At 37.1% G+C, this 25,857-nt stretch carries 28 protein-coding genes and 1 tRNA gene; 14 read left to right on the forward strand and 15 right to left on the reverse strand.

The features are described 5' to 3' along the window. The first annotated feature begins 7 nt into the window (after positions 1–7). The 3 genes from P256_RS09570 (at position 8) to bfr (ending at position 1,438) form a co-directional block, all read left to right on the forward strand. On the forward strand, positions 8–388 hold the full coding sequence (locus P256_RS09570) for a RidA family protein (protein ID WP_023273482.1): 381 nt from the start codon (positions 8–10) through the stop codon (positions 386–388). A gap of 152 nt (positions 389–540) precedes the next feature. Then, positions 541–735, forward strand: a complete 195-nt coding sequence (locus tag P256_RS09575; RefSeq protein WP_023273483.1) for a bacterioferritin-associated ferredoxin — start codon at positions 541–543, stop codon at positions 733–735. Positions 736–967: 232 nt separating this feature from the next. Then, positions 968–1,438 carry a heteropolymeric bacterioferritin subunit Bfr gene (gene bfr / locus P256_RS09580; RefSeq protein WP_023273484.1) on the forward strand — a complete coding sequence of 157 codons (471 nt, stop codon included), beginning with the start codon at positions 968–970 and terminating at the stop codon, positions 1,436–1,438. A 43-nt stretch (positions 1,439–1,481) separates the two neighbouring features. On the opposite strand, the gene P256_RS09585 is transcribed toward bfr, so the two are convergent. After that, the gene (locus P256_RS09585) at positions 1,482–3,152 is read right to left on the reverse strand and encodes a PglL family O-oligosaccharyltransferase (protein WP_023273485.1); all 1,671 of its coding nucleotides are present in this window, start codon (positions 3,150–3,152) and stop codon (positions 1,482–1,484) included. Between the two features lie 175 nt (positions 3,153–3,327). Here P256_RS09585 and P256_RS09590 point away from each other — a divergent pair, with 175 nt between their 5' ends. After that, the gene (locus P256_RS09590) at positions 3,328–4,101 is read left to right on the forward strand and encodes an META domain-containing protein (RefSeq protein WP_023273486.1); all 774 of its coding nucleotides are present in this window, start codon (positions 3,328–3,330) and stop codon (positions 4,099–4,101) included. A 65-nt stretch (positions 4,102–4,166) separates the two neighbouring features. Here the strand turns inward: P256_RS09590 and P256_RS09595 are convergent, their stop codons facing one another. From P256_RS09595 to P256_RS09620, 6 genes are all read right to left on the reverse strand, one after another. After that, a complete protein-coding gene (locus P256_RS09595) occupies positions 4,167–5,030 on the reverse strand; it encodes a pirin family protein (protein ID WP_023273487.1) in 864 nt (287 codons plus the stop codon). A 122-nt stretch (positions 5,031–5,152) separates the two neighbouring features. Further along, complete coding sequence (locus P256_RS09600; RefSeq protein ID WP_023273488.1) at positions 5,153–5,938, reverse strand: ABC transporter ATP-binding protein; 786 nt, start codon at positions 5,936–5,938, stop codon at positions 5,153–5,155. Between the two features lie 11 nt (positions 5,939–5,949). Continuing rightward, positions 5,950–6,729 (reverse strand): aliphatic sulfonate ABC transporter permease SsuC, encoded by a 780-nt coding sequence (ssuC, locus tag P256_RS09605; protein WP_023273489.1) that lies wholly within the window; start codon positions 6,727–6,729, stop codon positions 5,950–5,952. Continuing rightward, entirely contained in the window at positions 6,726–7,889 is a 1,164-nt protein-coding gene (ssuD, locus tag P256_RS09610; RefSeq protein WP_023273490.1) for an FMNH2-dependent alkanesulfonate monooxygenase, read from the reverse strand. Before ssuD ends, ssuC begins: the two co-directional genes overlap by 4 nt. 1 nt (position 7,890) lies before the next feature. Further along, positions 7,891–8,877 carry an aliphatic sulfonate ABC transporter substrate-binding protein gene (locus P256_RS09615; protein WP_023273491.1) on the reverse strand — a complete coding sequence of 329 codons (987 nt, stop codon included), beginning with the start codon at positions 8,875–8,877 and terminating at the stop codon, positions 7,891–7,893. Between the two features lie 349 nt (positions 8,878–9,226). Beyond that, positions 9,227–9,586 carry a winged helix-turn-helix transcriptional regulator gene (locus P256_RS09620; protein WP_023273492.1) on the reverse strand — a complete coding sequence of 120 codons (360 nt, stop codon included), beginning with the start codon at positions 9,584–9,586 and terminating at the stop codon, positions 9,227–9,229. Between the two features lie 100 nt (positions 9,587–9,686). Here P256_RS09620 and P256_RS09625 point away from each other — a divergent pair, with 100 nt between their 5' ends. Both P256_RS09625 and P256_RS09630 read left to right on the forward strand, forming a co-directional pair. Next, positions 9,687–10,697, forward strand: a complete 1,011-nt coding sequence (locus tag P256_RS09625) for a zinc-binding alcohol dehydrogenase family protein (RefSeq protein ID WP_023273493.1) — start codon at positions 9,687–9,689, stop codon at positions 10,695–10,697. Positions 10,698–10,710: 13 nt separating this feature from the next. Continuing rightward, a complete protein-coding gene (locus P256_RS09630; protein ID WP_023273494.1) occupies positions 10,711–10,995 on the forward strand; it encodes a putative quinol monooxygenase in 285 nt (94 codons plus the stop codon). Positions 10,996–11,060: 65 nt separating this feature from the next. Here the strand turns inward: P256_RS09630 and P256_RS09635 are convergent. The 3 genes from P256_RS09635 to tpiA form a co-directional block, all read right to left on the reverse strand. Further along, positions 11,061–11,145 (reverse strand) — tRNA-Leu (locus P256_RS09635). 53 nt (positions 11,146–11,198) lie between these two features. Continuing rightward, positions 11,199–11,522, reverse strand: coding sequence for a preprotein translocase subunit SecG (secG, locus tag P256_RS09640; protein ID WP_023273495.1), 324 nt, complete (start codon positions 11,520–11,522; stop codon positions 11,199–11,201). 20 nt (positions 11,523–11,542) lie between these two features. Then, the gene (gene tpiA, locus P256_RS09645; RefSeq protein WP_023273496.1) at positions 11,543–12,337 is read right to left on the reverse strand and encodes a triose-phosphate isomerase; all 795 of its coding nucleotides are present in this window, start codon (positions 12,335–12,337) and stop codon (positions 11,543–11,545) included. Positions 12,338–12,597: 260 nt separating this feature from the next. Between tpiA and pilB the strand changes: the two genes are divergently transcribed. Genes pilB through coaE form a run of 4 tightly spaced genes read left to right on the forward strand, consistent with a single transcriptional unit; the run spans position 12,598 to position 17,025 of the window. Next, entirely contained in the window at positions 12,598–14,316 is a 1,719-nt protein-coding gene (pilB, locus tag P256_RS09650; protein WP_023273497.1) for a type IV-A pilus assembly ATPase PilB, read from the forward strand. Positions 14,317–14,334: 18 nt separating this feature from the next. Then, complete coding sequence (locus tag P256_RS09655; RefSeq protein WP_023273498.1) at positions 14,335–15,558, forward strand: type II secretion system F family protein; 1,224 nt, start codon at positions 14,335–14,337, stop codon at positions 15,556–15,558. After that, positions 15,558–16,418: a prepilin peptidase gene (locus P256_RS09660; RefSeq protein WP_023273499.1), complete on the forward strand. Its 861-nt coding sequence runs from the start codon at positions 15,558–15,560 to the stop codon at positions 16,416–16,418. Before P256_RS09655 ends, P256_RS09660 begins: the two co-directional genes overlap by 1 nt. Before the next feature lies 1 nt (position 16,419). Next, positions 16,420–17,025 (forward strand): dephospho-CoA kinase, encoded by a 606-nt coding sequence (gene coaE, locus P256_RS09665; RefSeq protein WP_023273500.1) that lies wholly within the window; start codon positions 16,420–16,422, stop codon positions 17,023–17,025. A 10-nt stretch (positions 17,026–17,035) separates the two neighbouring features. Here coaE and rlmB read toward each other — a convergent pair whose 3' ends face one another. Continuing rightward, on the reverse strand, positions 17,036–17,782 hold the full coding sequence (gene rlmB, locus P256_RS09670) for a 23S rRNA (guanosine(2251)-2'-O)-methyltransferase RlmB (protein ID WP_023273501.1): 747 nt from the start codon (positions 17,780–17,782) through the stop codon (positions 17,036–17,038). 110 nt (positions 17,783–17,892) lie between these two features. After that, positions 17,893–18,216 (reverse strand): pyrimidine/purine nucleoside phosphorylase, encoded by a 324-nt coding sequence (gene ppnP, locus P256_RS09675; protein WP_023273502.1) that lies wholly within the window; start codon positions 18,214–18,216, stop codon positions 17,893–17,895. A 305-nt stretch (positions 18,217–18,521) separates the two neighbouring features. Here ppnP and recN point away from each other — a divergent pair, with 305 nt between their 5' ends. From recN to ruvX, 3 genes are all read left to right on the forward strand, one after another. After that, positions 18,522–20,183, forward strand: coding sequence for a DNA repair protein RecN (recN, locus tag P256_RS09680; RefSeq protein WP_023273503.1), 1,662 nt, complete (start codon positions 18,522–18,524; stop codon positions 20,181–20,183). A gap of 93 nt (positions 20,184–20,276) precedes the next feature. Then, on the forward strand, positions 20,277–20,831 hold the full coding sequence (locus tag P256_RS09685) for a YqgE/AlgH family protein (protein ID WP_023273504.1): 555 nt from the start codon (positions 20,277–20,279) through the stop codon (positions 20,829–20,831). After that, positions 20,824–21,261 carry a Holliday junction resolvase RuvX gene (gene ruvX / locus P256_RS09690; RefSeq protein ID WP_023273505.1) on the forward strand — a complete coding sequence of 146 codons (438 nt, stop codon included), beginning with the start codon at positions 20,824–20,826 and terminating at the stop codon, positions 21,259–21,261. Before P256_RS09685 ends, ruvX begins: the two co-directional genes overlap by 8 nt. A gap of 49 nt (positions 21,262–21,310) precedes the next feature. On the opposite strand, the gene P256_RS09695 is transcribed toward ruvX, so the two are convergent. Genes P256_RS09695 through P256_RS09705 form a run of 3 tightly spaced genes read right to left on the reverse strand, consistent with a single transcriptional unit; the run spans position 21,311 to position 24,625 of the window. Continuing rightward, entirely contained in the window at positions 21,311–22,315 is a 1,005-nt protein-coding gene (locus P256_RS09695) for an HlyD family secretion protein (protein ID WP_023273506.1), read from the reverse strand. A 22-nt stretch (positions 22,316–22,337) separates the two neighbouring features. Beyond that, on the reverse strand, positions 22,338–22,544 hold the full coding sequence (locus P256_RS09700; RefSeq protein WP_023273507.1) for a DUF1656 domain-containing protein: 207 nt from the start codon (positions 22,542–22,544) through the stop codon (positions 22,338–22,340). Further along, the gene (locus tag P256_RS09705; protein WP_023273508.1) at positions 22,541–24,625 is read right to left on the reverse strand and encodes an FUSC family protein; all 2,085 of its coding nucleotides are present in this window, start codon (positions 24,623–24,625) and stop codon (positions 22,541–22,543) included. The genes P256_RS09700 and P256_RS09705 overlap by 4 nt, the downstream gene beginning before the upstream one ends. A gap of 346 nt (positions 24,626–24,971) precedes the next feature. Between P256_RS09705 and P256_RS09710 the strand changes: the two genes are divergently transcribed. Continuing rightward, positions 24,972–25,775, forward strand: coding sequence for an IclR family transcriptional regulator (locus tag P256_RS09710; protein ID WP_023273509.1), 804 nt, complete (start codon positions 24,972–24,974; stop codon positions 25,773–25,775). Positions 25,776–25,857 lie beyond the last annotated feature (82 nt).

Genomic DNA, 25,857 nt, shown 5'->3' on the forward strand with positions numbered 1-25,857 from the left:
AAAAATAATGACACGTCAAATTATTCATACAGAAAATGCACCAGAAGCGATTGGTACTTATTCTCAAGCAGTTTTAGTGAATAATACTTTATACCTATCAGGACAAATTGGTTTAGACCCTGAAAAGATGGTTCTTGTAGATGGTATAGAAGCACAAATTCGACGTGTTTTTGAAAATGTAAAAGCGGTTTGCACTGCTGCAAATGGTTCTTTAACAGACATTGTAAAACTTAATATATATCTCACAGATCTTTCTCATTTCCAACTTGTGAATGAAATTATGGGAGAGTACTTTGCTCAACCGTACCCTGCGCGTGCGGCATTAGGCGTAGCAAGCCTTCCTAAAGGTGCTTTAGTCGAAATGGATGGCTTTGCAATAATTGAATAAAGATCATCATCTTACAAGAGACCACCATTATGGTGGTTTTTTTATCTAAATTTTCGATTAAAATTAACTTAAAATTTAATAGATCTTATTGACAAACGATAATGGTTATCACTAATATCAACATTGTATTTAATATTTTGTAGGTATAGCTGATGTACGTATGCTTGTGCCGTGGTATCACCGATCAAGACATCAAAGATGCAGTTGAAAATGGTGCAGAAAGCTTTCGTGAGGTTCGAGATTTATTGGATCTAGGGACTTGCTGTGGACGTTGTGCACCTGAAGCACGCAATATTATTAATGAAGAGCTTGCCGAAATTGCTGCGCGTATCTCAGTTGCTGCCTAATAAGATAAGAATAAAAAAATAAACCATGTTAAATGGCTAAATTCTCCTCCTCCCACTGAATAAGTGGGTTTATTTTTTATATTATGTTACTTATATAATTGTTTTTGATTATGATTTCCATTTGCTGTTCAAAAAACAACTCGCTTTAAAGTAGGTTGTTGTTTAGCATATGCAGTAACTGATTGCCTTATGACATTTTCTAGGGCATTAATTATTTGCGGAGTTAAATACCATGAAAGGCAATCGTGATGTCATCAACCAATTAAATCAGGTTTTATATCATCATTTAACAGCAATTAATCAATATTTTCTTCACTCTCGTATGTTTAATGACTGGGGCATTGAGCAGCTTGGTTCTACAGAATATAAAGAATCAATTCGTCAAATGAAGCATGCAGATAAAGTCATTGCACGTATTTTATTCTTAGAAGGTTTGCCTAACTTACAGCACCTAGGCAAGCTATATATTGGTCAACACACACTTGAAGTATTACAGTGCGATATTCGTAAAGTCAAAGAAAATATTGATGTACTAACTGCTTGTGTTGCACTTGCTGAAGAAAAACAAGATTATGTTACTCGTGATTTAGTGCAAGAAATTTTAGAATCTGAAGAAGAGTATTTTGATTGGGTTGAAACACAAGTCGATCTAACCGAAAAAGTAGGTATCGAAAACTATATTCAAAGCCAACTTGAAAAGTAATAATTATTTTATTATAAAAAAAGCTACCTTAAGGTAGCTTTTTTTATAATCGCTTAGGCACCTGATCATAAGGTATATGAGTTACATCATTGACTTTAGGGTTTGATACTAATTGCGAATCTTTATAACGTACATGGTACAGTCCATCTATATATAATAATTGCCGCATTGCTTGCTGAGTTTGACCATTAAATGCCAATAACTGTGCATACTTAAAAAGATCATAGTTCGTTGGTGATACTAAAACCACTTTACGAATTTCATTCAATTGTTGCTGATCTACATAGCTAAACCGATTTAAATAGTACCACTGTGCACGAGAACGATATTCCGTTAAAAGAATAATATTATTCTTAGGCTGTTTAAATACGCCCGATTCTGCATGCTGGCGGCTTTCTGCTAGCGTCTGAACAGCATTATCATAATCTCTCCAAATCAGCCCATACAGGAGAATTGAAGCAACGAGTATTCCCGTATTTATATTGGATGTGAGTGTAATGCACTTACCTTCTTTTATCTCAGACTGTATGAGACCTAAAAGAAATCCAACTGGAAATAGAAAATATGCATAGTTCTGTGGAAATTCAAGCATCGAATGAACAAATACAGGAATAACCATTAATGTAGCAATCAGTGTTTCTTTTGTTTTTACAACTTGATTAAGTTTAAAAATCCAATAACTTAAATATGCAATAATCAGAGACCCAAGTATCACCCCATTCCAAACAAGCAGCTCTAAAATGATATTGTGTGCACTATTGGTTCTTTCATCATGCGATATAAAATTTGCACCCATGATTTGTGCAACGCTCGTTTGATTCCAACCATAACCAAACCATGGCTGCTCCCGAATTGCATAAAGCATCTGTGCCCAAATACCTAAACGGGCATGACTTGTGCTTGCTCTTTCAATAACATTTGAAACACCTATATGTGCTACACCATCATGTATAAATAAAGCACTTATATAGGGTAAACTTAATAAGCACAGAATGTAGAATATAGGCCATAATAAAACTCCTTTTCTTCTTAACCTATAAGTATTTTTTTCATATTTAAATAAAATGTATGCTGTTAAAATACACGATGCAATCCATGGCATTCTAGATTGGCTAAGTGCAATAACGAATATAATTAATATACATCCAAATAGACTTACAAACTTAGATATAGCTTTCTTTTCGAATAAGTACCATGCTCCCATGAGACTCATAAGTAAGAAGGTTGCCATATTATTAGGCTGAGCAAAGTTTGCATAAACCCTATCACTTCTTAACGGCATGACTCCCCATAGTCCTTTATCCCAACCAAACCACTGGCATAAAGCAATACAAGCACTAATGACACCCACTATAAAGCTAACAAAGCTTAAACCTTGTAATATTTTTTCTGAACCAACTTCTCGACCTAAATTAACACCTAAAATAGTAGCAGCGCCAAAACCAAATAAATAACAGGAAGATAATAGAGCCTTGCTAAAATAAAGCTCTATACCAAAACACCATTGTCCTAAAGGAATCAGTGCTATAGCAAACCAAAGCCATTGTATCTGTGGTATTTTTAATGCACGATCCCAATAACATGCTAAAAGACAGAAAAGACTCGCATAAGTAAACATTTCACTTGAAAATGTTAGCCAAGGCATATAGTGTTGTGGTGAAAGCCAAGCGAAAGCAAGCAAAGTCCCTGCAGCAAATAATAAGAAACGTTGCATAATATAAACTAAGAGCCAAAAGAAGCGTTGTATTATAAAGTAAACTTTTAATAAACGCTTAAATAGTTAGCAACTGATTCAAAATCAATTTATGAAATTGATGACCGAAACATAACAGTATCTTCAAGAAAAAATAATTAGGCTATGAGGTATCTATTTACGATGAGATACAGCTATGAATAAAAAATATGTTTTATTCGCAATACTTCCTTTTGCTTTATCTGCTTGTCAAAGTTTTCCAACACATTTAAAAAAGAATGAAGCTATGATTGTAGAAACACAAAGCCCAGACTTACTACAAACGCTCTCTGACTATACTTGGATTTATCAATCATCAGAAAAATTACCGCCTATTGTTTTAGATTTAGATGCCCAAAAGCGAATATTTATTAAAACAGGGTGCAATAACCTTATGGGAGCATGGCAGTTTGATGGGAAACAAATCAATACTGCCCCACTTGCAGCAACCCAAATGCTATGCCCACCTGAGTTTATGGCACAGGAACATACAGCATTTCAATTTTTTAACCAAGCTCAACTCAATGCCAGTATAAATATATCAAACCCTGTGCACCCACTATTGACCTTAGAAAATAAAGCAGGACAAAAAATCACATTTAAAGGTGAAATAAAGCCTGAAGCAAAATATAAATCTACAGGTGAAGTTGTTTTTTTAGAAGTATCACCAAATAAAAAACCTTGCCCAACAGACAATACACAGCAATGTTTACAAGTTAAGCAAGTTAAATATGACAAACAAGGTATACAGACACAAATTGATCAGAGCTGGCAGGTTTTACCTGTTGAAATACAAGGCTACCAGCACAATACCAAGCAATCAAAAATCATTCGTGTCAAACGATTTAATACTAAACCACAAACAGCTACACCTGAATATGCATATATTTATGATATGACTATAGAAGAGGAAGTTGCACCTCAAAAATAAAAAAATACCACCTGCTATAATATGCAGGTGGTATATATAGTTTAATAAGAAATTAGTCCTTTATATTAGAACTTACCAGATTGAAAATCCTGAAATGCTTGAATAATCTCTGCCTGAGTATTCATTACAAATGGACCATAACCTTGAATAGGTTCATTCAAAGGCTCTCCTGTTAAAATCAAAAATGATGCTTTTTGCCCATTAGAAGGCTTTAACTCAAAATCCGTTTCTCCATCCTTCTCAAAAATAATTACTGTATGATCTTTTACAATATGAGAGTCATTCACTTCTAAGGCTCCCTGACGTACGACTACGAGTGTTGTATGCCCTTTAGGTACTGTAAAACGATAACTTGAACTTTCAGATGCAAGCTCTACATCCCATACATTTAATGGGCTTAATGTTTTTGCACTACCCTTTTGGTCACTATACTGACCCGCGATAACACGAAGAAAACTTCCATGCTTGTCCAATGAAATCACTGGAATATCTTCAGATGTAATCGCCTGATAATGCCCTAAAGTCATTTTTTCTTTTGCTGGTAAATTTACCCACAATTGAATCATTTCAAAGTTTCCACCTTTTTCAGTAAAATCCTTTGAATGAAACTCTTCATGTAAAATACCTGAACCTGCTGTCATCCATTGTACATCGCCTGCTTTAATCGTACCGCCACCACCTTGAGAGTCTTTATGCGTTACCTCTCCTTGGTAGGCAATCGTCACAGTTTCAAACCCACGATGAGGATGTTGACCAACACCTTTTTGTGTTACAGATGGTTCAATATATTGCTCAGCAGCATAGTCTAAGAGTAAAAAAGGGCTTAATGTCTGCCCTAACTTATCATAAGAAAATAGTGTGCTGACATGAAAGCCATCACCTACCCAATGTTTTTGATCATTACGATAAACGCCAATAACTTTTTTCATTTTCAACTCCTACTCATGAGGAAACTGTCTACATGAAAATGATTATATTTGCCTAAAGCTGAAACCAAAATATCATTTGTAAGAGAGATCGTTGCAAATTTGAAACATCATTTACTTTTTAACTAAGTGGCTAAAACAGCTTGTAATACATTTTTCTCAAGGGCTATAAACTGAGCTGTTTTTTGTCTTGGCCTTGGTAAATTCACATGGAATGTTTCTGCAATTTCACCGCGATTCAGCAAAATAATACGATCTGCTAGCTGTACAGCTTCACTCACATCATGTGTGACCAACACTGTTGTAAAACCCTGTTCTAACCATAACTTTTCAATCAGATTCTGCATATCTAAACGAGTTAAAGCATCTAATGCACCTAAAGGTTCATCTAATAACAAAACTTTTGGACGATGTAGAAGTGCGCGTGCCAAGGCAGCGCGCTGTCTTTGCCCACCTGATAACTGACTTGGCCATAAATTGACTTTATCATCTAAACCGACCCGATTCAGCAATGCTAGCGCCTCTGACTCTTTATTCTTAGGTAGCCCTAACTTCACATTATTGACAATACTGCGCCAAGGAAGTAACCGTGGATCTTGGAACATCACACGTATATCATTCTTACTTACGGCGCGATGTGCAGAAAAATGAATGTTACCCTGACTACTTTCCTCTAAATCTGCAATCAATCGGAGTAAAGTACTCTTTCCACAGCCGCTTCGACCAACAACCGCAATGAACTCACCTGCACGAATATTTAAATTTAAATTTTCTAAAACAGAGACTTTGCCATAATATTTATGTAATTGCTCAATACGGATTTCAAAACCCGATGTCGCTGTATTTTGACGTGTTTTTTCTATGGTAAATTCAACCGAGTCATCAAAATTTGTTGCACTTAAATTTGTCATAATATCTACCTTTATTTATTTTGATAGCCTGAATGCCAGCGCAACAAATAACGCTCTAACACCTGAGCAAATACATCAGCCAACTTGCCTAATAAGGCATAAAGTAAAATACCAACCAAGACAATATCTGTTTGCAGAAACTCTCGAGCATTCATAGTCATATAGCCAATACCAGATTGTGCAGATATTGTTTCAGCGACAATGAGAAGTACCCAAACCAAGCCTAACGCAAAGCGTAAACCAACTAAAATTGATGGCATCGCTCCGGGTAAAATAATCTCACGATACAACTGCCAACGTGTTAACCCATAACTTTTCCCCATTTCAATAAGCTGTGGGTCGACACTTCGTATTCCATGATATGTATTAATATAAATTGGAAAAAACACCCCAACAGCAACAAGAAATAACTTTGCAGATTCATCAATTCCAAACCACAAAATAACCAATGGAATCAGTGCCAAAGCGGGAATGTTTCGCACCATTTGAAGTGTCGTATCAAAGAGTGTAGATGCAATTTTTGATGAACCATTCAAAAGGCCAAAAGCAAAGCCTAACCCTCCACCAACAACCAACCCTAATAAAGCACGACCTGCGCTGACTTTGACATCTCGCCACAGCTCACCACTTAAAAGTAGATGCCAAAATGCCGTTACAACACTACTCGGTGCAGGTAATATCTGTGCACTTAAAATGCCTTTAGAAGATGCTATTTGCCAAGCGGAAATCAGCACAATAGGTACAATCCATTGCAACAAACTCCCTCTCAATCTAGTCAATAACGCACTCATACTGACTCCTGAACATGCTTTTTATCAGGGGTGTAGTTATTGGCAATAATTTCACCGAAAGGACCCGTTAAATTAGGCTGTGCAAGTTTTTTTTGTGTTTCTAAGGGCAATAAAGGGAAAACCAGCTCGGCAAAATGGATAGACTCTTCTAAGTGCGGATAACCTGAAAAAATAAAAGTATCAATACCAAGACTAGCGTATTCTTGAATTCTTGCTGCAACTGTTTCAGGGTCGCCCACAAGTGCTGTACCAGCGCCACCACGTACCAGTCCAATACCCGCCCATAAATTGGGTGAAACTTCTAACTTATCGCGCTTACCGCCATGTAGAGCTGCCATACGTTGCTGCCCTACTGAATCCATCTGAGAAATTTTATGCTGTGCTGCTGCGATGGTTTCATCGTCGACATATTGTATTAACTGTTCAGCAGCAGACCATGCTTCTTCATTGGTTTCTCTCACAATGACATGTAAACGAATCCCATAATTAAGCACTCTCCCTCTAGACGCTGCTTTTTTTCGTACAACTTCTAACTTTTCTTTGACAGCTTCTGGCGGCTCCCCCCATGTTAAATAAGTATCGACCTGCTCTGCTGCCAGATCTGTAGCAACGTCTGATGAACCACCAAACCAAAGTGGTGGATATGGCTTTTGTACAGGTGGGTAAAGTAGTTTTGCCTGATCTACACTCAAGCGTTTGCCATGAAATGTAAAATCCTCTCCCGTATGTGAACGTGTTAATATCTCACGCCATATTTTCACATACTCATTTGCTGTTTGATAACGCGTTGCATGGTCTTCATAAACACCATCTCCTTTTAACTCTTGCTCATCGCCACCTGTAACTAAATTTAAAAGAATACGACCATGTGAAAGTCGGTCAAATGTTGCTGACATTCTCGCAGCCAAAGCAGGTGTGGTTACACCAGGACGTAGCGCCACCAAAAACTTTAAATTCTTCGTTGCATCAATCAGACTCGCTGCAACAATCCAAGGATCCTCACAAGATCGCCCTGTTGGAATAAGCACCCCTTCATACCCCAAACTGTCTACAGTTGTCGCTATTTGTTTCATGTATGCATGATCAACCTGTCTTGCACCTTTTGTTGTACCTAAATAACGACTGTCGCCATGTGTTGGAATAAACCAAAAAATTTTCATATTATTGTCCCTGCCAAACAGCTTGTTTAACATCAATGTGTTGAGGAATAACTTGATCTGTTGTGAAGCGATCTGCAATTTGTTGTTGGGCTGCAATCACCTCATTGGTCATTGGCTTCATCAGTGATGGCTTATATCGTTTGTCCAAGACACGTTGTGCAATATCTGCATTCACATTAATTGCATTCTGATACAAACTTCTCGTCTCTGTAGGATGTGCAACAATCCATTGTGCTGCCTCATTAGAGGCCTGAATAAAACTTTTGACTTCACTTGCATGGTTTTTCACAAAATCAGGGCGACTAATTAGAAAGTTATAGGTATTTTCAAACTGAGTACCATCAATAATTGGTCTCGCATTTCCTTCAACTTCAGCGACTGTCAAAAATGGTTCCCAAATCACCCATGCATCTACTGAGCCCTTATCTAATGCTGCACGCGCATCTGCTGGGGCAAGCCATACTGGCTGTATATCAGACCATTTTAAATGTGCCTTTTCTAACACTCTGCCAAGAAGGTCATGCGCACTTGAACCTTTTTGCACAGCAACTTTTTTACCTTTGAGCTGCTCAATATTTTGAATTGTACTATTAGCTGAAACTACTACCGCTTGCCATTGTGGCTGTACATTCTCATACCCCACATACACAATATTTTTGTTACCTGCCTGTGCAAAGATTGGGGGAGTATTCCCAACAGAGCCAATATCTATCGCACCTGCAGACAAAGCCTCTAACATTTGAGGGCCTGCAGGAAACTCACGCCACTGTACATTGACTTGAGGAAACTCTTTTTTAAGTAAATTTTGTTCTGTTTGAAGCACAATGGAACTCAATGAAGACTTTTGAAATCCAATCGTCAATGTTTGTGATTGCTGTGTATTCTCTTTATTCGTTGTTTCGGTATGTGAAGAGCATCCTTGCAACAACAAAGAGCTCAAACCAATACCAAATAAAACATTCCACGTATACGAATTTTGTATTTTCATCATCTAACCTATTTAAAAATAAAAGCATATTTACTATTTAAGTAGGCCAACACATTCGATACTGATTCCGAATAAAAAGTAGATTGAACATCGCATATCACCATTCATTATTTTTATTTAAATTAGAATGAATGACTCAAAATAAGAATTAAAAAAAATAGCTTTGCTTAGTCATAAAAATGATAATACAAATACATTTGACTGAATTATTGATATAGAGAAAGTTAAACTACATAAGTGCATGTTAAATATTATTTTATTTATTTTGTGTATATCTTATATACATATATCTATTTCATATTTTTTTAAATGATAGGCATCTAAACTTCATTTAAATGCCACGCTTCAATTAAACTTGTTTTGCTCTACCATAGAGATCGAGATGATCCTCTCCCCATTCTTTCAGTGCGAGTAAAATCGGTTTTAAAGTTAAGCCTAAATCTGACAATCTATATTCAACTTTAGGTGGTACTTGCGCATACACCTTCCTCAAAATTAAACCGTCTTCCTCTAACTCTCTCAATTGATTCGTCAACATCTTTTGAGTGACATTTGGAATTCTTCGTCTAAGCTCATTAAATCGCAAAATATCCTCTTGTAATAAGTGCCAAAGAATAATACTTTTCCACTTACCATCTAATAACCCAATTGCAGCTTCAACTGAACATCCTGGTGCACAATCAAAACGTGAATGCCTTGCCTTACCCATCTCTAAGTATCCTTTTTGACACTATATTACAAATTCGTTTGTATACATTATTTTGAATGCTAAATTAAACTACGCTTACAACACAAGTAGGACGTCCCCAATGAAAGCAATTTCCTTTAAAGAAGACCATCATTCCGATTTTATAAATCCTTTGGTCGATATCGAAATCGAAGCACCAACACTTCAAGCCAAAGACCTACTCATCAAAGTGCATGCGATTTCAGTTAACCCTGTAGATACTAAAGTCAGAAGAAACCATATTCCGATCCAAGATAAAAATAGAGTTTTAGGTTGGGATGCCGTTGGCGAAGTTATTAAAATGGGTTCTGCTGTTGAGAACTTTAAAGTAGGCGATACAGTCTGGTATGCAGGTGATTTAACCCGTGCAGGAAGCAATGCAGAGCTACAAGCTGTAGATGAACGAATCGTTAGTCTAGCACCAACATCAATTACACAAGCGGAAGCAGCTGCTCTCCCTTTAACTGCCATTACAGCATGGGAAATGCTATTTGATCGCTTCGAAATTGAAAGTCAAAACGACAACGATGAAAGTATTTTAATTATTGGTGGTGCAGGTGGCGTAGGTTCAATCGCCATACAGCTTTTAAAAGCAAAAACAAATTTAACAGTAATTGCAACAGCATCCCGTGATGAAACACATGAATGGGTAAAATCATTAGGGGCTGATTATGTCATTAATCACCATCAAAACTTGCAGGAACAAATTCATAATTTAGGAGTGAAAGCACCTAAATATGTATTTTCTACAAACTATAGTGCGACTTATATCAAGCAAATTGCACAACTCATAGCACCACAAGGAAAATTTGGTTTAATTGATGACCCTGATGCATTAAACATTATGCCATTAAAAGCAAAATCAACCTCAATACATTGGGAACTCATGTTTACACGTTCAATGTTTAATACCATAGATATTTCCAAACAACATGAGATTCTACAAAATGTGGCACACTTGGTAGATACGCAGAAAATTAGGACAACACTGAGTCAAAATCTAGGACATATTAATGCTGATAACCTAACAAAGGCACATCAACTCATTGAGTCAGGCAAAGCCAAAGGTAAAATTGTTCTATCCGCCTTCTAAAAGGAAAATACGAATGAATATTTCAATTATTGCAACATTCATTGCCAAAGCAGGTTATGAAGCACAGTTACAGACATTGTTTATGCAAGTGATTGAACCCACATTACAAGAAACGGGCTGTATAAAATACGCATTGCATACCAATAAAGAGAATCAACAAGAGTTTGTTTTTATTGAGGAGTGGCAAAGTCAAAATGACTTAGATAAACATCTAAAAACTACTCATATTCAAAAGCTTTTTAATGATGTTCAAGGGCTTATCGAATTTTCTGAAATTAAAAATCTTCAGTTACTTTAAAATCGAACACAAAAAAGGCCTAATTCTTTGAATTAAGCCTTTTAAGTCTATCCAACTTATAAAGTTGGTGCGGAAGGGGGGACTTGAACCCCCACGCCCGAAAGCACTACCACCTCAAGGTAGCGTGTCTACCAATTCCACCACCACCGCATTTGCAGGCATTCTATTCTTTTATGAAAGAAAAGAAAAGTATTTGTCACAAATTAGTTCGCACTTTTTGTCGTGTTTGCTGAATTTGTAGCCGGTGCTGTTGCAGGCACTTGATGGTCAGTTGTTAAACTGTACGCATCCGTCGTTTGCTGTTTTGCAAATACTGCCAATGTTAAGCTCGTTACAAAAAACAATGCTGTAAGCACACCCGTTAAACGGGTCAAAAAGTTACCTGAACCTGATGCACCGAACACCGTTGCAGCACCGCCGCCACCAAAAGATGCTCCGGCATCTGCGCCTTTACCTTGTTGCACTAAAATCAGTGCAATCATAGAAACTGCCAATAAAACATGAACTACAAGTACAAATGTATGCATATAAAAAAGTTTCCCCTGCCCTATTTTGCTTGAGCAAAAGCTTGTGCAATTTTATAGAATGAATCTGCTTTTAAAGAAGCGCCACCAACCAATGCACCATTAATATCTGCACAGGTTGCAAGCTCTTCAGCATTTTCAGGTTTCACACTACCACCATATAAGATTGCAATCTTATCACCTGAAGAAGTCAATTGTTTTAAACCTTCACGAATTTTTGCATGCATGGCTTGTGCATCTTGTGCAGATGCTGTTTTACCTGTGCCAATTGCCCAAATTGGTTCATAAGCAATAATAATTTGTGATTCCCACTGAGTATCACTCACAACTGAAGCGATATCACAAATTTGCTGTAATACTACTTGTTCAGCAACACCTTGCTCACGTTGTTCTAGGCTTTCACCCACACAAAATACAGCAGTTAATCCTGTTTGCAGTGCATTCGTAAGCTTTTGACGAAGTACATCTGTATCATCTGCCAATAGCTCACGACGCTCTGAATGCCCAATAAGCACATGGTTAATTTGACTATCTTTAAGTAAAGTTGCGCTTACTTCACCTGTAAATGCGCCTGTTCCTTCAAAACGAGAAACATCTTGTGCAACTGCATGTACTTTACGTGAATATAATGAAAAATCTGCTTGTACTTTAGAAAGCGCAATAAATGTTGGTGCAACAGCAATATGACATTGTTCTTCTGAAATTGCTGCTTGTTGTAAACATTGACCAAATTGCTCAGTCCACTCCTGAATACTGGATAATGTTGGGTTCATTTTCCAATTCCCAATCACCCAAGGTACAATAGTCGAAGCTGACATAAACACACCTTTCTTCATTTATTTAAATAGAATGCGCTTATTTTACACAGTTTTTTAGATTTTGCGTTTTTTTTTGCTTTTTGCTACATTTTGATCATATTTTAATTAGCAGTTTTTTATACTGTATTTTATCATTTTGAAGTAAATATATTTTACTATAGATATTTATTGTATACCTTTTTTGGTCTTAGCCTTATAATTAATGGTTAAGATTTCAGCATTTTATTTTACTGTATTATTTATTTTGGGCATTATTTTTTATGGCACTTCCTTTAGTTACACCTCGGTTAACAGGGTTTGTTCGTCGACTTGTCGATGATGGGCATTTTTCTGACGAAGAAATGTTTGACGCCTTAGAAACTGCAAAGAAAAATCGTGAAGATATTGTTAACTATTTAGTTGAGAAACTTAATTTTTCTTCTTTAATCCTTGCAGAAACAATTTCTAAAGAGTTTGGGGAACCTCTTTTAGATCTTGCTGCATATGATCAAAGCTTACTACCAAAAAACTTGGTCGATAAAAAACATATTCTTAATTATCGTATTATTCCACTCTTTCAAAGAGCAAGTAGTATTATTCTTGCTGTAAGTAACCCTACTAACTTAGAAGCAATTGATACAATTCGCTTAAATAGTAAGTTACAACCTGAAATTGTTATTGTTGAACACAACAAATTAATCGAAATTATTCAGCAAAACTTTAATGAAGAGTCACACTTTGAATTTGATGATGATGACCTTGATATTAGTTTTGATGAAGAAACTGAAAATGATGGAACATCTCAAGACGATCTTGATCAAGACCCTGAAAATGAAGCACCTATTGTTAAATATATTAACAAATTATTAGTAGATGCTATTCGTATGGGCGCATCAGATTTACACTTCGAACCCTATGAAAAAAGCTACCGTGTTCGATACCGTGTAGATGGCATTTTAAGACAAATTGCAACGCCACCATTACAACTGGCAAATCGTCTCTCATCACGGTTAAAAGTAATGTCCCAAATGGATATTTCTGAGAAGCGTGTTCCACAAGATGGACGTATTAAGCTTAAACTTTCCAAAAATAAAGCAATTGATTTCCGTGTGAACTCATTACCAACTTTATTTGGTGAAAAAATTGTACTGCGTATCTTAGATCCATCTAGTGCAATGCTTGGTATTGATGCACTTGGTTACGAGCCAGAACAAAAAGCTTTATTTTTAGATGCACTACACCAACCACAAGGTATGGTGCTCATTACAGGCCCTACAGGTTCAGGTAAAACCGTTTCTCTTTACACTGGCTTAAATATCTTAAATACTGAAGACGCTAATATTTCTACTGCCGAAGACCCTGTGGAAATTAACTTAGAGGGAATTAACCAAGTCAATGTAAACAATAAGGTAGGATTAAGTTTTGCTGCTGCACTACGCTCTTTTCTCCGCCAAGATCCAGACATTATTATGGTTGGTGAGGTACGTGATTTAGAAACAGCAGAAATTGCAATTAAAGCTGCTCAGACTGGCCATATGGTATTGTCTACACTACATACAAACAGTGCACCTGAAACCTTAACCCGTTTAAGAAATATGGGCGTACCATCTTTTAACATTGCAACATCAGTGAACTTAGTCATTGCACAGCGACTTGTTCGACGCTTATGCCCATCTTGTAAAGCACCTATTGATATTCCCAAAAATAGTTTATTGGAAATGGGGCTAACAGAGCAAGATTTACAAGAAGAGTTTACCATTTACCAACCTGTTGGTTGTTCTGAATGCCGAGATGGTTATAAAGGGCGATTAGGGATATATGAAGTCATGAAAATTACACCTGAAATTTCAAGATTGATTATGGAAGATGCAAATGCTCTTCAAATTGCAGATGTTTCTGCAAGACTAGGTTTTAATAACCTACGTCGCTCAGGCATTAAAAAAGTTATATCAGGCTTAACATCACTACAAGAAGTACACCGCGTTACAAGCAATTCATAATTTTTATTGGGGCAAACTGTGGCTAAAAAAACAGATCAGGTCTTAACTTTTTCTTATACTGGGGTAGACCGTAAAGGAATAAAAGTTAAAGGAGATATTCCTTCGCGTAATATGGCACTCGCAAAAGTGACTTTACGTAAGCAAGGTATTCAAATTGCATCAATTCGACAAAAAAGAAAAGATATTTTAGAAGGTGTCTTTAAAAAGAAAGTCTCTACACAAGATATTACTATCTTTACTCGTCAGCTCGCTACAATGATGAAAGCCGGTGTACCTTTGGTGCAAAGCTTTGAAATTGTTGCAGAAGGCTTAGATAACCCAAGTATGAGAGATGTGGTTTTAGGGATAAAATCTGAAGTCGAAGGTGGTAACACGTTTGCACATGCACTGAGTAAATATCCTCAATACTTTGATAACCTTTTCTGCTCATTGGTCGAATCGGGCGAACAATCAGGTACATTAGAGACCATGCTTGACCGCGTTGCGATCTATAAAGAAAAAAGTGAGCTACTCAAGCAAAAGATCAAAAAAGCAATGAAATATCCTATTACAGTGATTATTGTTGCAATTATTGTCACTATTATTCTACTTATTAAAGTTGTACCGACATTCCAAGATATGTTTGCCTCTTTCGGTGCAGAGCTTCCTGCTTTCACTCAAATGGTTGTGAATATGTCAAAGTGGATGCAGGCTTATTGGTATATTCTTATTGCTGTTATTGTTGGTGGAACAATTGCGATTTCTCAAAGCTATAAACGTAGTCTAAAGCTCAGAAACTTCTTAGATCGCTTGATGTTAAAGCTGCCAATCTTTGGTAATTTAGTTTATAAATCTATCATTGCACGTTATAGCCGTACATTGTCTACGACATTCGCAGCAGGTGTGCCGCTCATTGAAGCACTTGAGTCAACTGCACGTGCAACCAACAATAGCGTCTATGAGTCTGCCGTAATGCGTATTCGTGAAGATGTTGCTTCAGGACAACAACTCCAATTTGCCATGCGTAATTCTGATAAGTTTCCCAATATGGCTATCCAAATGGTTTCTATTGGTGAAGAGTCTGGTGCACTAGATACCATGCTAGATAAAGTCGCAACGTATTATGAAAATGAAGTAGACAATGCAGTTGATGGCTTAACCGCAATGATGGAACCTTTAATTATGGCAATTCTAGGTGTTCTTGTCGGCGGCTTAGTCGTTGCAATGTACTTACCAATTTTCAAAATGGGTTCAGTCGTCTAATGAATGACGTTATTTCTATATTTTCACAAAATCCAACACTACTCTATGTGGTTGTTGGATTACTCAGTTTATGTGTCGGCAGTTTTTTGAATGTCGTTATTTTACGTACACCTAAAATGATGGAACAAGAATGGAAGCAGGAATGCCAATCTTTACTCCATCCTGATCAACCTATTATTGACCATCAAAAGCTTACGCTAAATCACCCTGCATCTACTTGCCCAAGCTGTAAACAGCCAATCCGTTGGTTTCAAAATATTCCAATTGTAAGTTGGCTATTCCTTAAAGGAAAATGTGCCTCATGCCAGCATCCTATTAGTATTCGTTATCCATTTATTGAGTTACTTAGCGCTGTTTGCTCAATCGTAGTCGTTTTCACTTTTGGCGCATCATTGCAGATGATATTTGGATTAATATTCACTTGGATATTAATTACATTAACATTTATCGATTTTGATACCCAACTGCTCCCCGATCGCTTTACTTTCACGCTATTAGGTATTGGTCTTGCTGTGAATAGCTATAGCCTTTATACATCACCTACGCTTTCAATTTGGGGAACACTTATTGGTTTCCTCTGCCTATGGGTTGTTTATATCTTATTCAAACTCATTACAGGTAAAGAAGGTATGGGGTATGGTGACTTTAAATTACTTGCAGCCCTTGGTGCATGGATGGGGCCAATCATGCTACCGCTTATTATTTTACTGTCCTCTTTGGTGGGTGCAATTATAGGTATTATTCTTCTAAAAATAAAAAAGCAGAACCAACCCTTTGCTTTTGGACCTTATATTGCCATTGCAGGATGGATTGCATTTCTATGGGGAACAGCAATCATGAAAATCTACTTAGGACAATAAAATGCCTCTAACGATTGGACTGACAGGTGGCATCGGCAGTGGAAAAAGTACTGCAAGCCAATGGTTTGAACAGCAAAGAATTGCTGTTGTAGATGCAGATATTGTGGCTAGAGAGGTTGTCCAACAAGGACAACCTGCGCTACAAGAAATTGAACAGGCATTTGGTGCATGGGTCTTAGAAAAAGATGGTACTTTAAACCGCAAAGCTCTGAGAAATCATATCTTTCAAAATAAAGAAGCACGCCAAGTATTAGAAAATATTACTCACCCTAAAATTAGGGAATCAATTATTCATCAACTTCAAATGATACAATCACCGTATGGTATTTTAGTTTCTCCACTACTCTTTGAAGCACAGCAAGATCAACTTACACAACGCACATTACTTATTGATTGTAGTGAAGCCACTCAGATCTCACGCGCAAGCCAAAGAGACCAACAATCAATTGAACAAATTAAAATGATCATTGCAACACAAATGCCCCGCACAGAAAAACAAAAGCGTGCTACCGACATTGTGCTGAATGATACTTCACAAGAATTATTATTCAGTCAACTTCGTGCATTACACCTAAAATATTTAGCTTTATCTGAAGTGACCGAATAACATCAGCTTATTATTGATTACGCTGTCGTGTCGCTTCATATAAAGCCATGCCTGTTGCAACGCTTACATTTAAGCTTTGTAACTGCCCATACATTGGAATATATGTTGTAATATCACACTGGCTTTGCGTAATTGGACGCAAGCCCGTGTCTTCAGCACCCATCACAATCACAACTGAACCTGTCAAATCACAGCTTGGCAATGGTTTAGCCTGTTCATCAAGCATTGTTCCAACAACTTGATAATAAAACTTATCTTTCACATGTGCCAAAGTACGTGCCAAATTTGTGACCTGAATAAACTGAATTTTTTCTGCACCACCCGCAGCAACTTTACGTGCAGTTGGCGTTAAACTTGCCGATCTATCACGTGGAACAATCACTGCTTCTACACCCATTGCTGCTGCTGTACGAATACAAGCACCAAGATTATGCGGGTCAGTCACTTGATCTAATGCCAACAGTAAACACTCAGGTTTTTGTGTTAATAAGTCATCTAAATCTTTTTCATTTAACACAGGGTGTGGTCTGACAGCAGCAACAACTCCCTGATGATAAGGTAAGTCCGCAAGCTTTTCTAATGTATCACGACTTGCTTTTTGAATACTGACACCAAATGGTTCGGCTAACTCAACAATACGCTTTAAACGTTGATCATCACGACCTTTTAACGTAAACAATGTAAGAACTCGCTCTGGCTCTAACTCCAGTAACGACTCCACAGAATGTACACCATAATAATATTCTGGTTTAGCCATGAATGAACAACCTTAAAAACACTAGAAAAAAATAAAATCCTGCTTAGTCAAACCAAAACAGGATTCATCATACAATTAATATTATTTTAGCTGATATTGATCGGATTTACCTAACCTTCTAAGTGGCAAACATAATCAAGAACTTCTTTCGCTTGTATTCTAAAAACACTTTCGCCTGAAACATAAAAGGACTGACCTGCACGGAAAAGCTCAGACTCTTCACTATCACCCATCCAAACAAGGCATTCACCTGAAATTATTTCCATTCTTTCAGGAACATGTGCTTCAAAAGTTAAAATCTGCTCGCTAGGTAAAATAACACCTAATGTCTTTTTTGTGCCACTTTCAAACTGAACAGTATGACTGACGCATTTACCATCAAAATAAACATTAGATTTTTTTACAACAGAAACATGATCAAACTGCGTCGACATGCATATTCTCCACTTTATTTTACTGAATCAGCAAGAAATGTATTCATTTTATATGACCCAATTTATTACAATTGGTTTTCTATAAAATGTTATCATTTCACGCGAGATAACTTTTATATTATTTGTATCTAAAAAGAAAAATTGAAATACCCTAACTCACTATTTCAAGCAGCGATTATCTTTCTTTAAAATAACCTTGGCAGATTCAAGTTTTTATGTATCATCTTTCTTAAAGATGAAATTATGATGACATAAAATCATCGCATGAATATTACGACAATACTTCGCACAATCTGGATGCGTCTATGCTCACTCATTTAACACTTATAAACTTTGCCCTTGCAGATCACCTTGCTCTAGATATTCCGCCTGGCTTTAATGTTTTAACAGGTGAAACAGGTGCAGGTAAATCTCTTTTATTAGATGCATTATCTGCTTGTTTAGGTGAACGCACAGACAGTAACCTTGTCAGGTTTGGTACAGACAAAGCAGATGTAACAGCAACATTTAGTTATGAAGAAAATTCTCCTGAAGCAATGTGGATCACTCAGCGAGAACTGAATGATAACTCTGGTGAAATTCATTTACGGCGCGTTATTTTTGCAACTGGTCGTAGTAAAGCATGGATTAATGGTAGACCAACAAGCCTGACAGAACTTAAAGAGCTTGGGCGTATAATTGTGCAGCTGTATAGCCAACATAGCCAGCAACAGCTTTTAGAACCACCTTATCCAAGACAATGGCTCGATAGATACAGTGACTTTCACTTACAAGCCAATACAGTTCGCCAAGCATATCAAACATGGCAAAAAAATATTCGTCTGCATACAGAAGCACTCAATGCTCAGGCGAGCAAACTACAGCGTATTCAAACCTTAGAGCTTCAACTTGAAGAAATCGAAGAGGTTGCCCAATATAATTATCTAGAAATTGAGCAAGAGTTTGATCGACTCAGTCACCATGAAAGTATTATGCAGGACTGTAGCCAGAGTCTAAATATTTTAGATGAAGATGAGCAAAACATTACGCAAGAGCTGGCAAACATATTAAGAAAACTCGAAAGCCATGCTAGCCGTAGCGAACAACTCAATGAAATTTACAGTGCTTTACTCAATGCACAAAGTGAAATTAATGATGCGACTTTAAGTTTACGTCAATTTATTGACCGCCAAAGTTTTGACCCTGAAAGAATGGAACAGCTTAACCATGAGCTGGCTATTTTTCATCGACTTGCACGCAAATACCGTTTGCAACCTGAAGAAATCGCATCCCAAGGTGAATCTTGGCAAAATGAATTGCTACAATTACAGCAACTAGAAGACCCTGAGTCACTCTCTGCACAAGTTGATCAGAGCTATATGGCTTTTGTCGATGCCGCTGAAACTTTAGATCGCATGCGTCAAGAAGCTGCAATGCCTCTAGCAAAACAACTGACAGAACAGGTAAAAACACTCGCGCTACCTGAAGCATATTTTGAGTTTAAATTTGAAAGATTATCTGAAGCAACTGCTGAAGGTTTGAGTTCAATTCAGCTACTCTTTACAGCAAATAAAGGCATTCCACCTCAACCGCTCGCAAAAGTTGCATCTGGGGGTGAGCTTTCTCGTATTGCACTCGTTATGCAAGTCATGAATGCAGAAAAAACAGAAGCTGAAATGATTGTATTCGATGAAATTGATGTGGGTATTAGTGGCGGAACTGCTGAAATTGTCGGTCGATTACTTTCGGGACTTGCAAAACATGTCCAAGTCCTTTGTATTACACATCAAGCACAAGTTGCAGCACAGTCAGATCACCACTTACTTGTACAGAAACAACAAACTGACCCTGCAAGTAGTTGTATCTTTGCACTTTCAGAAGAAAAACGTATTTATGAATTGGCAAGAATGACAGGCGGCATTGAAATTAATAGCACAACTTTAGAACATGCTAAACAGCTTCGAGAGTTAAAATTTCATGCAAAATAACCATTACAGACTTGGCGAATAGTCCATAGTCTTGTATGTTAAAAAGTCGCCTTCATTAAATTCAATTTAAGAAATTGTGGGAGATCGCCTTCGGTGACCAAAAAGTATCTAACCCATCGCTGTTTAATTTCACCTCCTGAAACAACAGATTTGTTTTTTAACAATACGCTCATTTATATTGTTCGTCATGATGATGAAGGTGCTCAAGGCATCATTCTAAATAGACCTACAAACATTGAAGTAAAAGAGCTCTTAAATGATTTAGAAATTGATGCCGACCATGTTCATCCACATGCAGTTTTACAAGGTGGTCCTTTACGTCCCGAAGCGGGCTTCGTATTGCATACTGGTCAACCAACATGGCATTCATCCATAGCAATTAGCGAAAATGTGTGTATTACTACAAGTAAAGATATTTTAGATGCCATTGCTCATAATGAAGGTGTTGGTCGTTATCAAATTGCCTTAGGTTATGCCAGTTGGGAAAAAAACCAACTTGAAGAAGAAATGGCAAATGGTGATTGGTTATTGTGTGATGCTGATATGGATCTTATTTTTAATCTGCCCTACCATGACCGATGGGATGCAGCATACAAAAAAATTGGGGTTGACCCAAGCCGCTTAGCTACGGAGATTGGGCATGCCTGAACAACATAAAATGATTATGTCTTTTGATTTTGGTACACAAAAAATGGGCATGGCTGTTGGACAACAATCCATTTCCTCTGCAAATCCATTACCACTTTTCCCCATGAAAGATGGTATTCCTCAGTGGGATCAACTTCTAAAATTGGTCAAAACATGGCAACCTGACCTATTTTTGGTGGGTTTACCCTTAAATATGGATGACTCAGAATCTGAGCTTTCACTACGAGCACGTAAATTTGCACGGCGTTTGCGCCATCAAACCAATATTGAAACACTTATGGTAGATGAGCGCCTAACGACACGAGAAGCACGTGATGACCTTGACAACTATCACAAACAAGGTCGTGGTAAAGGAGTCGCAGCAGATAGTCTTGCAGCAGCACTATTCATTGAGAGCTGGTATCACACACCTAGCGCAGTACGTCCATAAAAAATGCTCGGTATTCCGAGCATTTTTTATTGCTAGTTCAGGTTAATTTTTAATTCTTTCCAAGAACTCGTACTGTTGCTGTACGGCCTGCCATAAATGCCATTTCATTTATAGGATCTTCATCTAATACAATCTTTACAGGTACACGCTGTGCAAGACGTACCCATGTAAATGTCGGATTTACATTAGCAAGTAATGAAGAACTAGCTGTACGTTCACGATCATCAATACCCGATGCAATACCTTGTACATGCCCTTTTATTTTATGATCATCACCCATGAGTTCAATGGTTGCTTTATCCCCAATATGAATACGGTTTAACTTCGTTTCTTCAAAGTAACCAACCACATAAAGTTGTTTACGATCAACCATTGCAGCAACAGCTTGCCCTGTCTTTACATAATCACCAACACGCATACCAAAGTTTGTCAATGTACCATCAGCAGGTGCAACAACTTCAGAACGCTGTAGATTTAACTGTGCAAGATTCACATTACTTTGAGCAACTTCAATTAAAGCATGTTGCTGTTTAATATTGGCTTGTGCTTGTTCAATACTCGCTTCTAACTGTGTATGTTCTGCATGTGCCTGATCTCGTGTTGCAATGACTTGGTCTTGATCTTTCTTCGAAATCGCGCCTTCCATCAGATTTGCATAACGTGTTGCATTACGGTCGGCCAGTCGTGTATCAACCGCAGACTTAATTAAATTTGCCTTCGCTTGTGCTAATGTTGCCTCACCTTGTGCAAGCCCTGCTTTCGCTTTTGCAAGGTCAGATTTGGCTTGTTCAAGGTCTAGAAGTTGCCTTGCTGTATCAATTTTAAAAAGCACCTGCCCTTTCTTAATTGTCTGGTTATCTTGTACTAAAACCTCAGTAACCAACCCTGAAACATCAGATGACACTTGCATCACATCCCCTCGAACACGACCATCACGTGTCCATGGCTCTGCATTGTAATAATCCCATAGGTGAAGTACGGTAAATACTGCAATTACAAGCATTACAACAATCACTACAGGTCTGACCGCCTTACGCGCATCAAAAGAACTCATTTTCTTAACCCTAATTTATGAACTAAACAATAAACCAAACAAATGCTTGATGGATACCCAGTAAACACAGCAAGTACAGACACAAGTTAAACAATCCTGAAAAAGCAACCCATCCATCTCGTATAAGCTTGTCTGTAATCTTTCCAACACATAAAAATAAGATGTAAGCTAAAATTGCTTGCACTAAGAAGCTCGGCACAAAAACGCCATAAATATCAAAATCGCTCATGCCATTACTTCTCCTACATGAATTTGATGAGATGCATCTGCATGTAAAATACTATTTCTAATATTATTTAGACTACTTTTCACTCTTTGCCTAACAATCACGTCATCATTTTCATTAGCCAATTGCTCAATCTGAGAAAGTAACTCCATCAATTTAGTCTGAGTTTGGTGACGAATCGTTAGCGTTTCCTCTAGTTCTCTAAAGGTTTCATCAAGTGTTTGTTGTAAATTTCCAATCGCATGATGTAAAGATGTAGAAAGCTTATGAGAGCTTGCTAACTCTTCTAGACGTGCAAAATCGACAACAGCACTGGTTTCAATCAATGCCCAATTCATTGCAACTTTTAGATTTTCAGATTGCACAAGCTTTGTATTAAGAACACCAATACGATCCATCATGCTACGTAAATGGATACGAAACTTTGTACCATACGGTATATAAAGTGCTTCTCGCATTGCCTTATAATGCTTGGCAAGAATACGACTTGCTGTTTTTTCAGGTGACATTGCACGTATAAAATAAATTGAAATAAGTGCACAAAGTACGCCTAGCATCATACCGAAGGATGCTTCTAAGAACGCGATTGCATCCATAGCGTAACGATTCTGTAAATTCATTGACATTACACTCATCACCCCAAGAACAAGACCAAGTGCCATAAGGCTTGGTGTAGCAATAAGCAATGCAAAAAAGATAAGTGTAGGTGCAAGTACAACAGCAAGTTCCCAAAACTCTGTAATATTTGGAAAAATGCCAAAAGCATAAATAAATACAATTACAGATGAAACAACACTTCCCCATAAGAATATTTTTAATGCAGGCACAGGGTTATCAATTGCCGTTAAAATACAAGCACATACTGCTGACATTTGTGCCAACATATAGCCTGCCTTCCAACCACTGAGTATCCATATTGCAATGCCTAAAAATGTACTCAGGGTTGCTGCTAGACCACCACGAACTGCAACACCTTGGTCACGATGTAAACTTGGATACTTTGTTGTGAGCGGTACAATATTTTCAGGAAATTTCTTTTCACCACGCTGAATATTTTCCCAAATAAATTTAACGATTCGAACATTTTGAATGTAATGGCGCACATCCATCTTAAAACTATATAAAACTGTTTTTTGCTCAGGCGTCAATTGCTGCATTAAGCATTCAAACTTTTCATCAAATTCGGCAGGCAGTGCCAATATATTTGTTTCATTACATTGCTCATGACTTTTTAAAAAGTTAATCACAAGCAGACTGATTTCATTCAATGTTTGTGTAAACTGTTCATTGTGCAAATCGAGTTGTTTTAAACGCTCAGACATTGCCACCAAATTTGCTACAGCCATAGAAAGCTGATGCAACATTTCTTGTAAAGGTTTGGTCATCCCTTTTAATTTTGATTTCTCATACCATAGATGCACTGCTAAGACATGAATTTCGCTCATATCTCGTGTTACAGAAGCCAATGCCTGCGTATAGTTATTTTTCTCAATTTCATTCTTTAGAATTTGGGAGAATAATTCTTCAATGCTCGCCAAGTTTTTATTTACACGCTGTTGAATAACAGGACCAATATGCATTGGAAAAACAACCGCAGATACGACTGCTGTGCAAATAACTGCAATTGCAATTTCTAAAAATCTAGCCAATGCAATATCAAAAATACTATGTATATCAATATTATTAATTGAGTTAAATACAATCATTGCAACGGTATAACCTGAGAGCATTAACATATAACTTCGAGGCGTACGGTCAAGCAACGAGATATAAAGACAAAAGCCCACCCACCCCGCAACGACAAATGCAAACAACCAAGGCGTATTAATAAGATTAGGCATTAAAATAATTGCAATAATCGCACCAATGGCTGTACCCGCAAGACGATAGAGCGCTTTAGATGAAACCATTCCCGAAAAAGGATTAGACACAATAATTACTGTACCAATAGACCACATCGGATTGAGTAAATCTAAAGAAAATGAAATATATAATGCCAACATGGCTGCAATATAGGTCTTAATTGCAAAAATTAAATCTAATCTACTTGGTCGAAATGCCAAGAGCTGTTTAATAAGTTGCATGCCTAACCTCTATAACGCTCATTTGGATAGAATCTCGATAAATATGCCAAAATAATCTTCTGCACCTAGAAGTTATAAAACTCTAAGCCTTAACCATGATTTTTAAATATGTATGTAAATTTGATAGGACAGCATGTAATATTCACAAGAAATTTGAATTTCAACACTGTCTTGATTCGATATTTATATCGCCAATTTTTTCAAAAAAAATTGCAATAGTCAATCAAAATATCTTAATATGATAATTTAATGAATTTAAAATTTGGAGGAAAATGTTTTTTGTGCTAAAACGCTTTCTTCAAGGTTGCACCATCAATTTTTTTATTTTTTAGGAATAGCACGTCTTATGGCTATTACAAGTTTTGGGAAAATTTTAACTGTACTGGATCTCTTTTCAGTATCTCGTCATGTCATTAATGTCGATATCATTAGTGACGAACTTGGGCTTTCTCGTCCAACAAGCTATCGCTATTTAAAAGAACTCGTTTCAGCAGATTTATTACAGCGTCTTAGTGGTACATCAGGTGATTACACTCTCGGCCCTAAAATTGCTGTTCTTGACTATGTTTCTCGTACTACTGATCCATTGGTACAAATTAGTATTCCTTTTATGAAGGAAATTGCTGAACGTACCGAATTAAATTGTTTGTTAACCTTTTTAAACCATGACTACTGTATCGACCTACACGGCGAGTCATTTAAAGGAAATATGGTTCTGTCTTATGGGCGTGGTAGTCCACGACCTGCATATGTTGGTTCATCGCCTAAAATTATTATTTCGCATTTAAACAAACAAGGTTTGCAATCATTTTATGAAAGACATACAAAAGAACTTTCAAATGTTGGTTTTGCAGATGATGAAGCAGGCTTTATACAACGTCTAAAGAAAATTAAAAAACAGGGATATTATTTTTCTCAAGGTGAAATTCACCCTGCATATTCAGGTCTTGCCGTTCCTGTTCGCTACTCAGCAAAACTCGCACCTGTTGCACTTACCATTGTCGGTTCAAAAAATCGCTTTGAGTTTGTAAATACACAGAAGCTCATTGCCATGCTTCAAGAAAATGCAGCAGAAATTGAAAAGAAGTACCAATCTCTCATTGCACAAGTTGAATCTGAACATCAAGCTCATATTCTAGAGAAAATTTAATTTCCGCATCAACAAAGGTAAATCATAGAATTTGCCTTTGTTTACTTATATTTAAAATAGTATTGGTACAATTTTTGCTTTT

The organism is Acinetobacter nectaris CIP 110549 (assembly GCF_000488215.1).
Classification (GTDB): Bacteria; Pseudomonadota; Gammaproteobacteria; order Pseudomonadales; family Moraxellaceae; genus Acinetobacter; species Acinetobacter nectaris.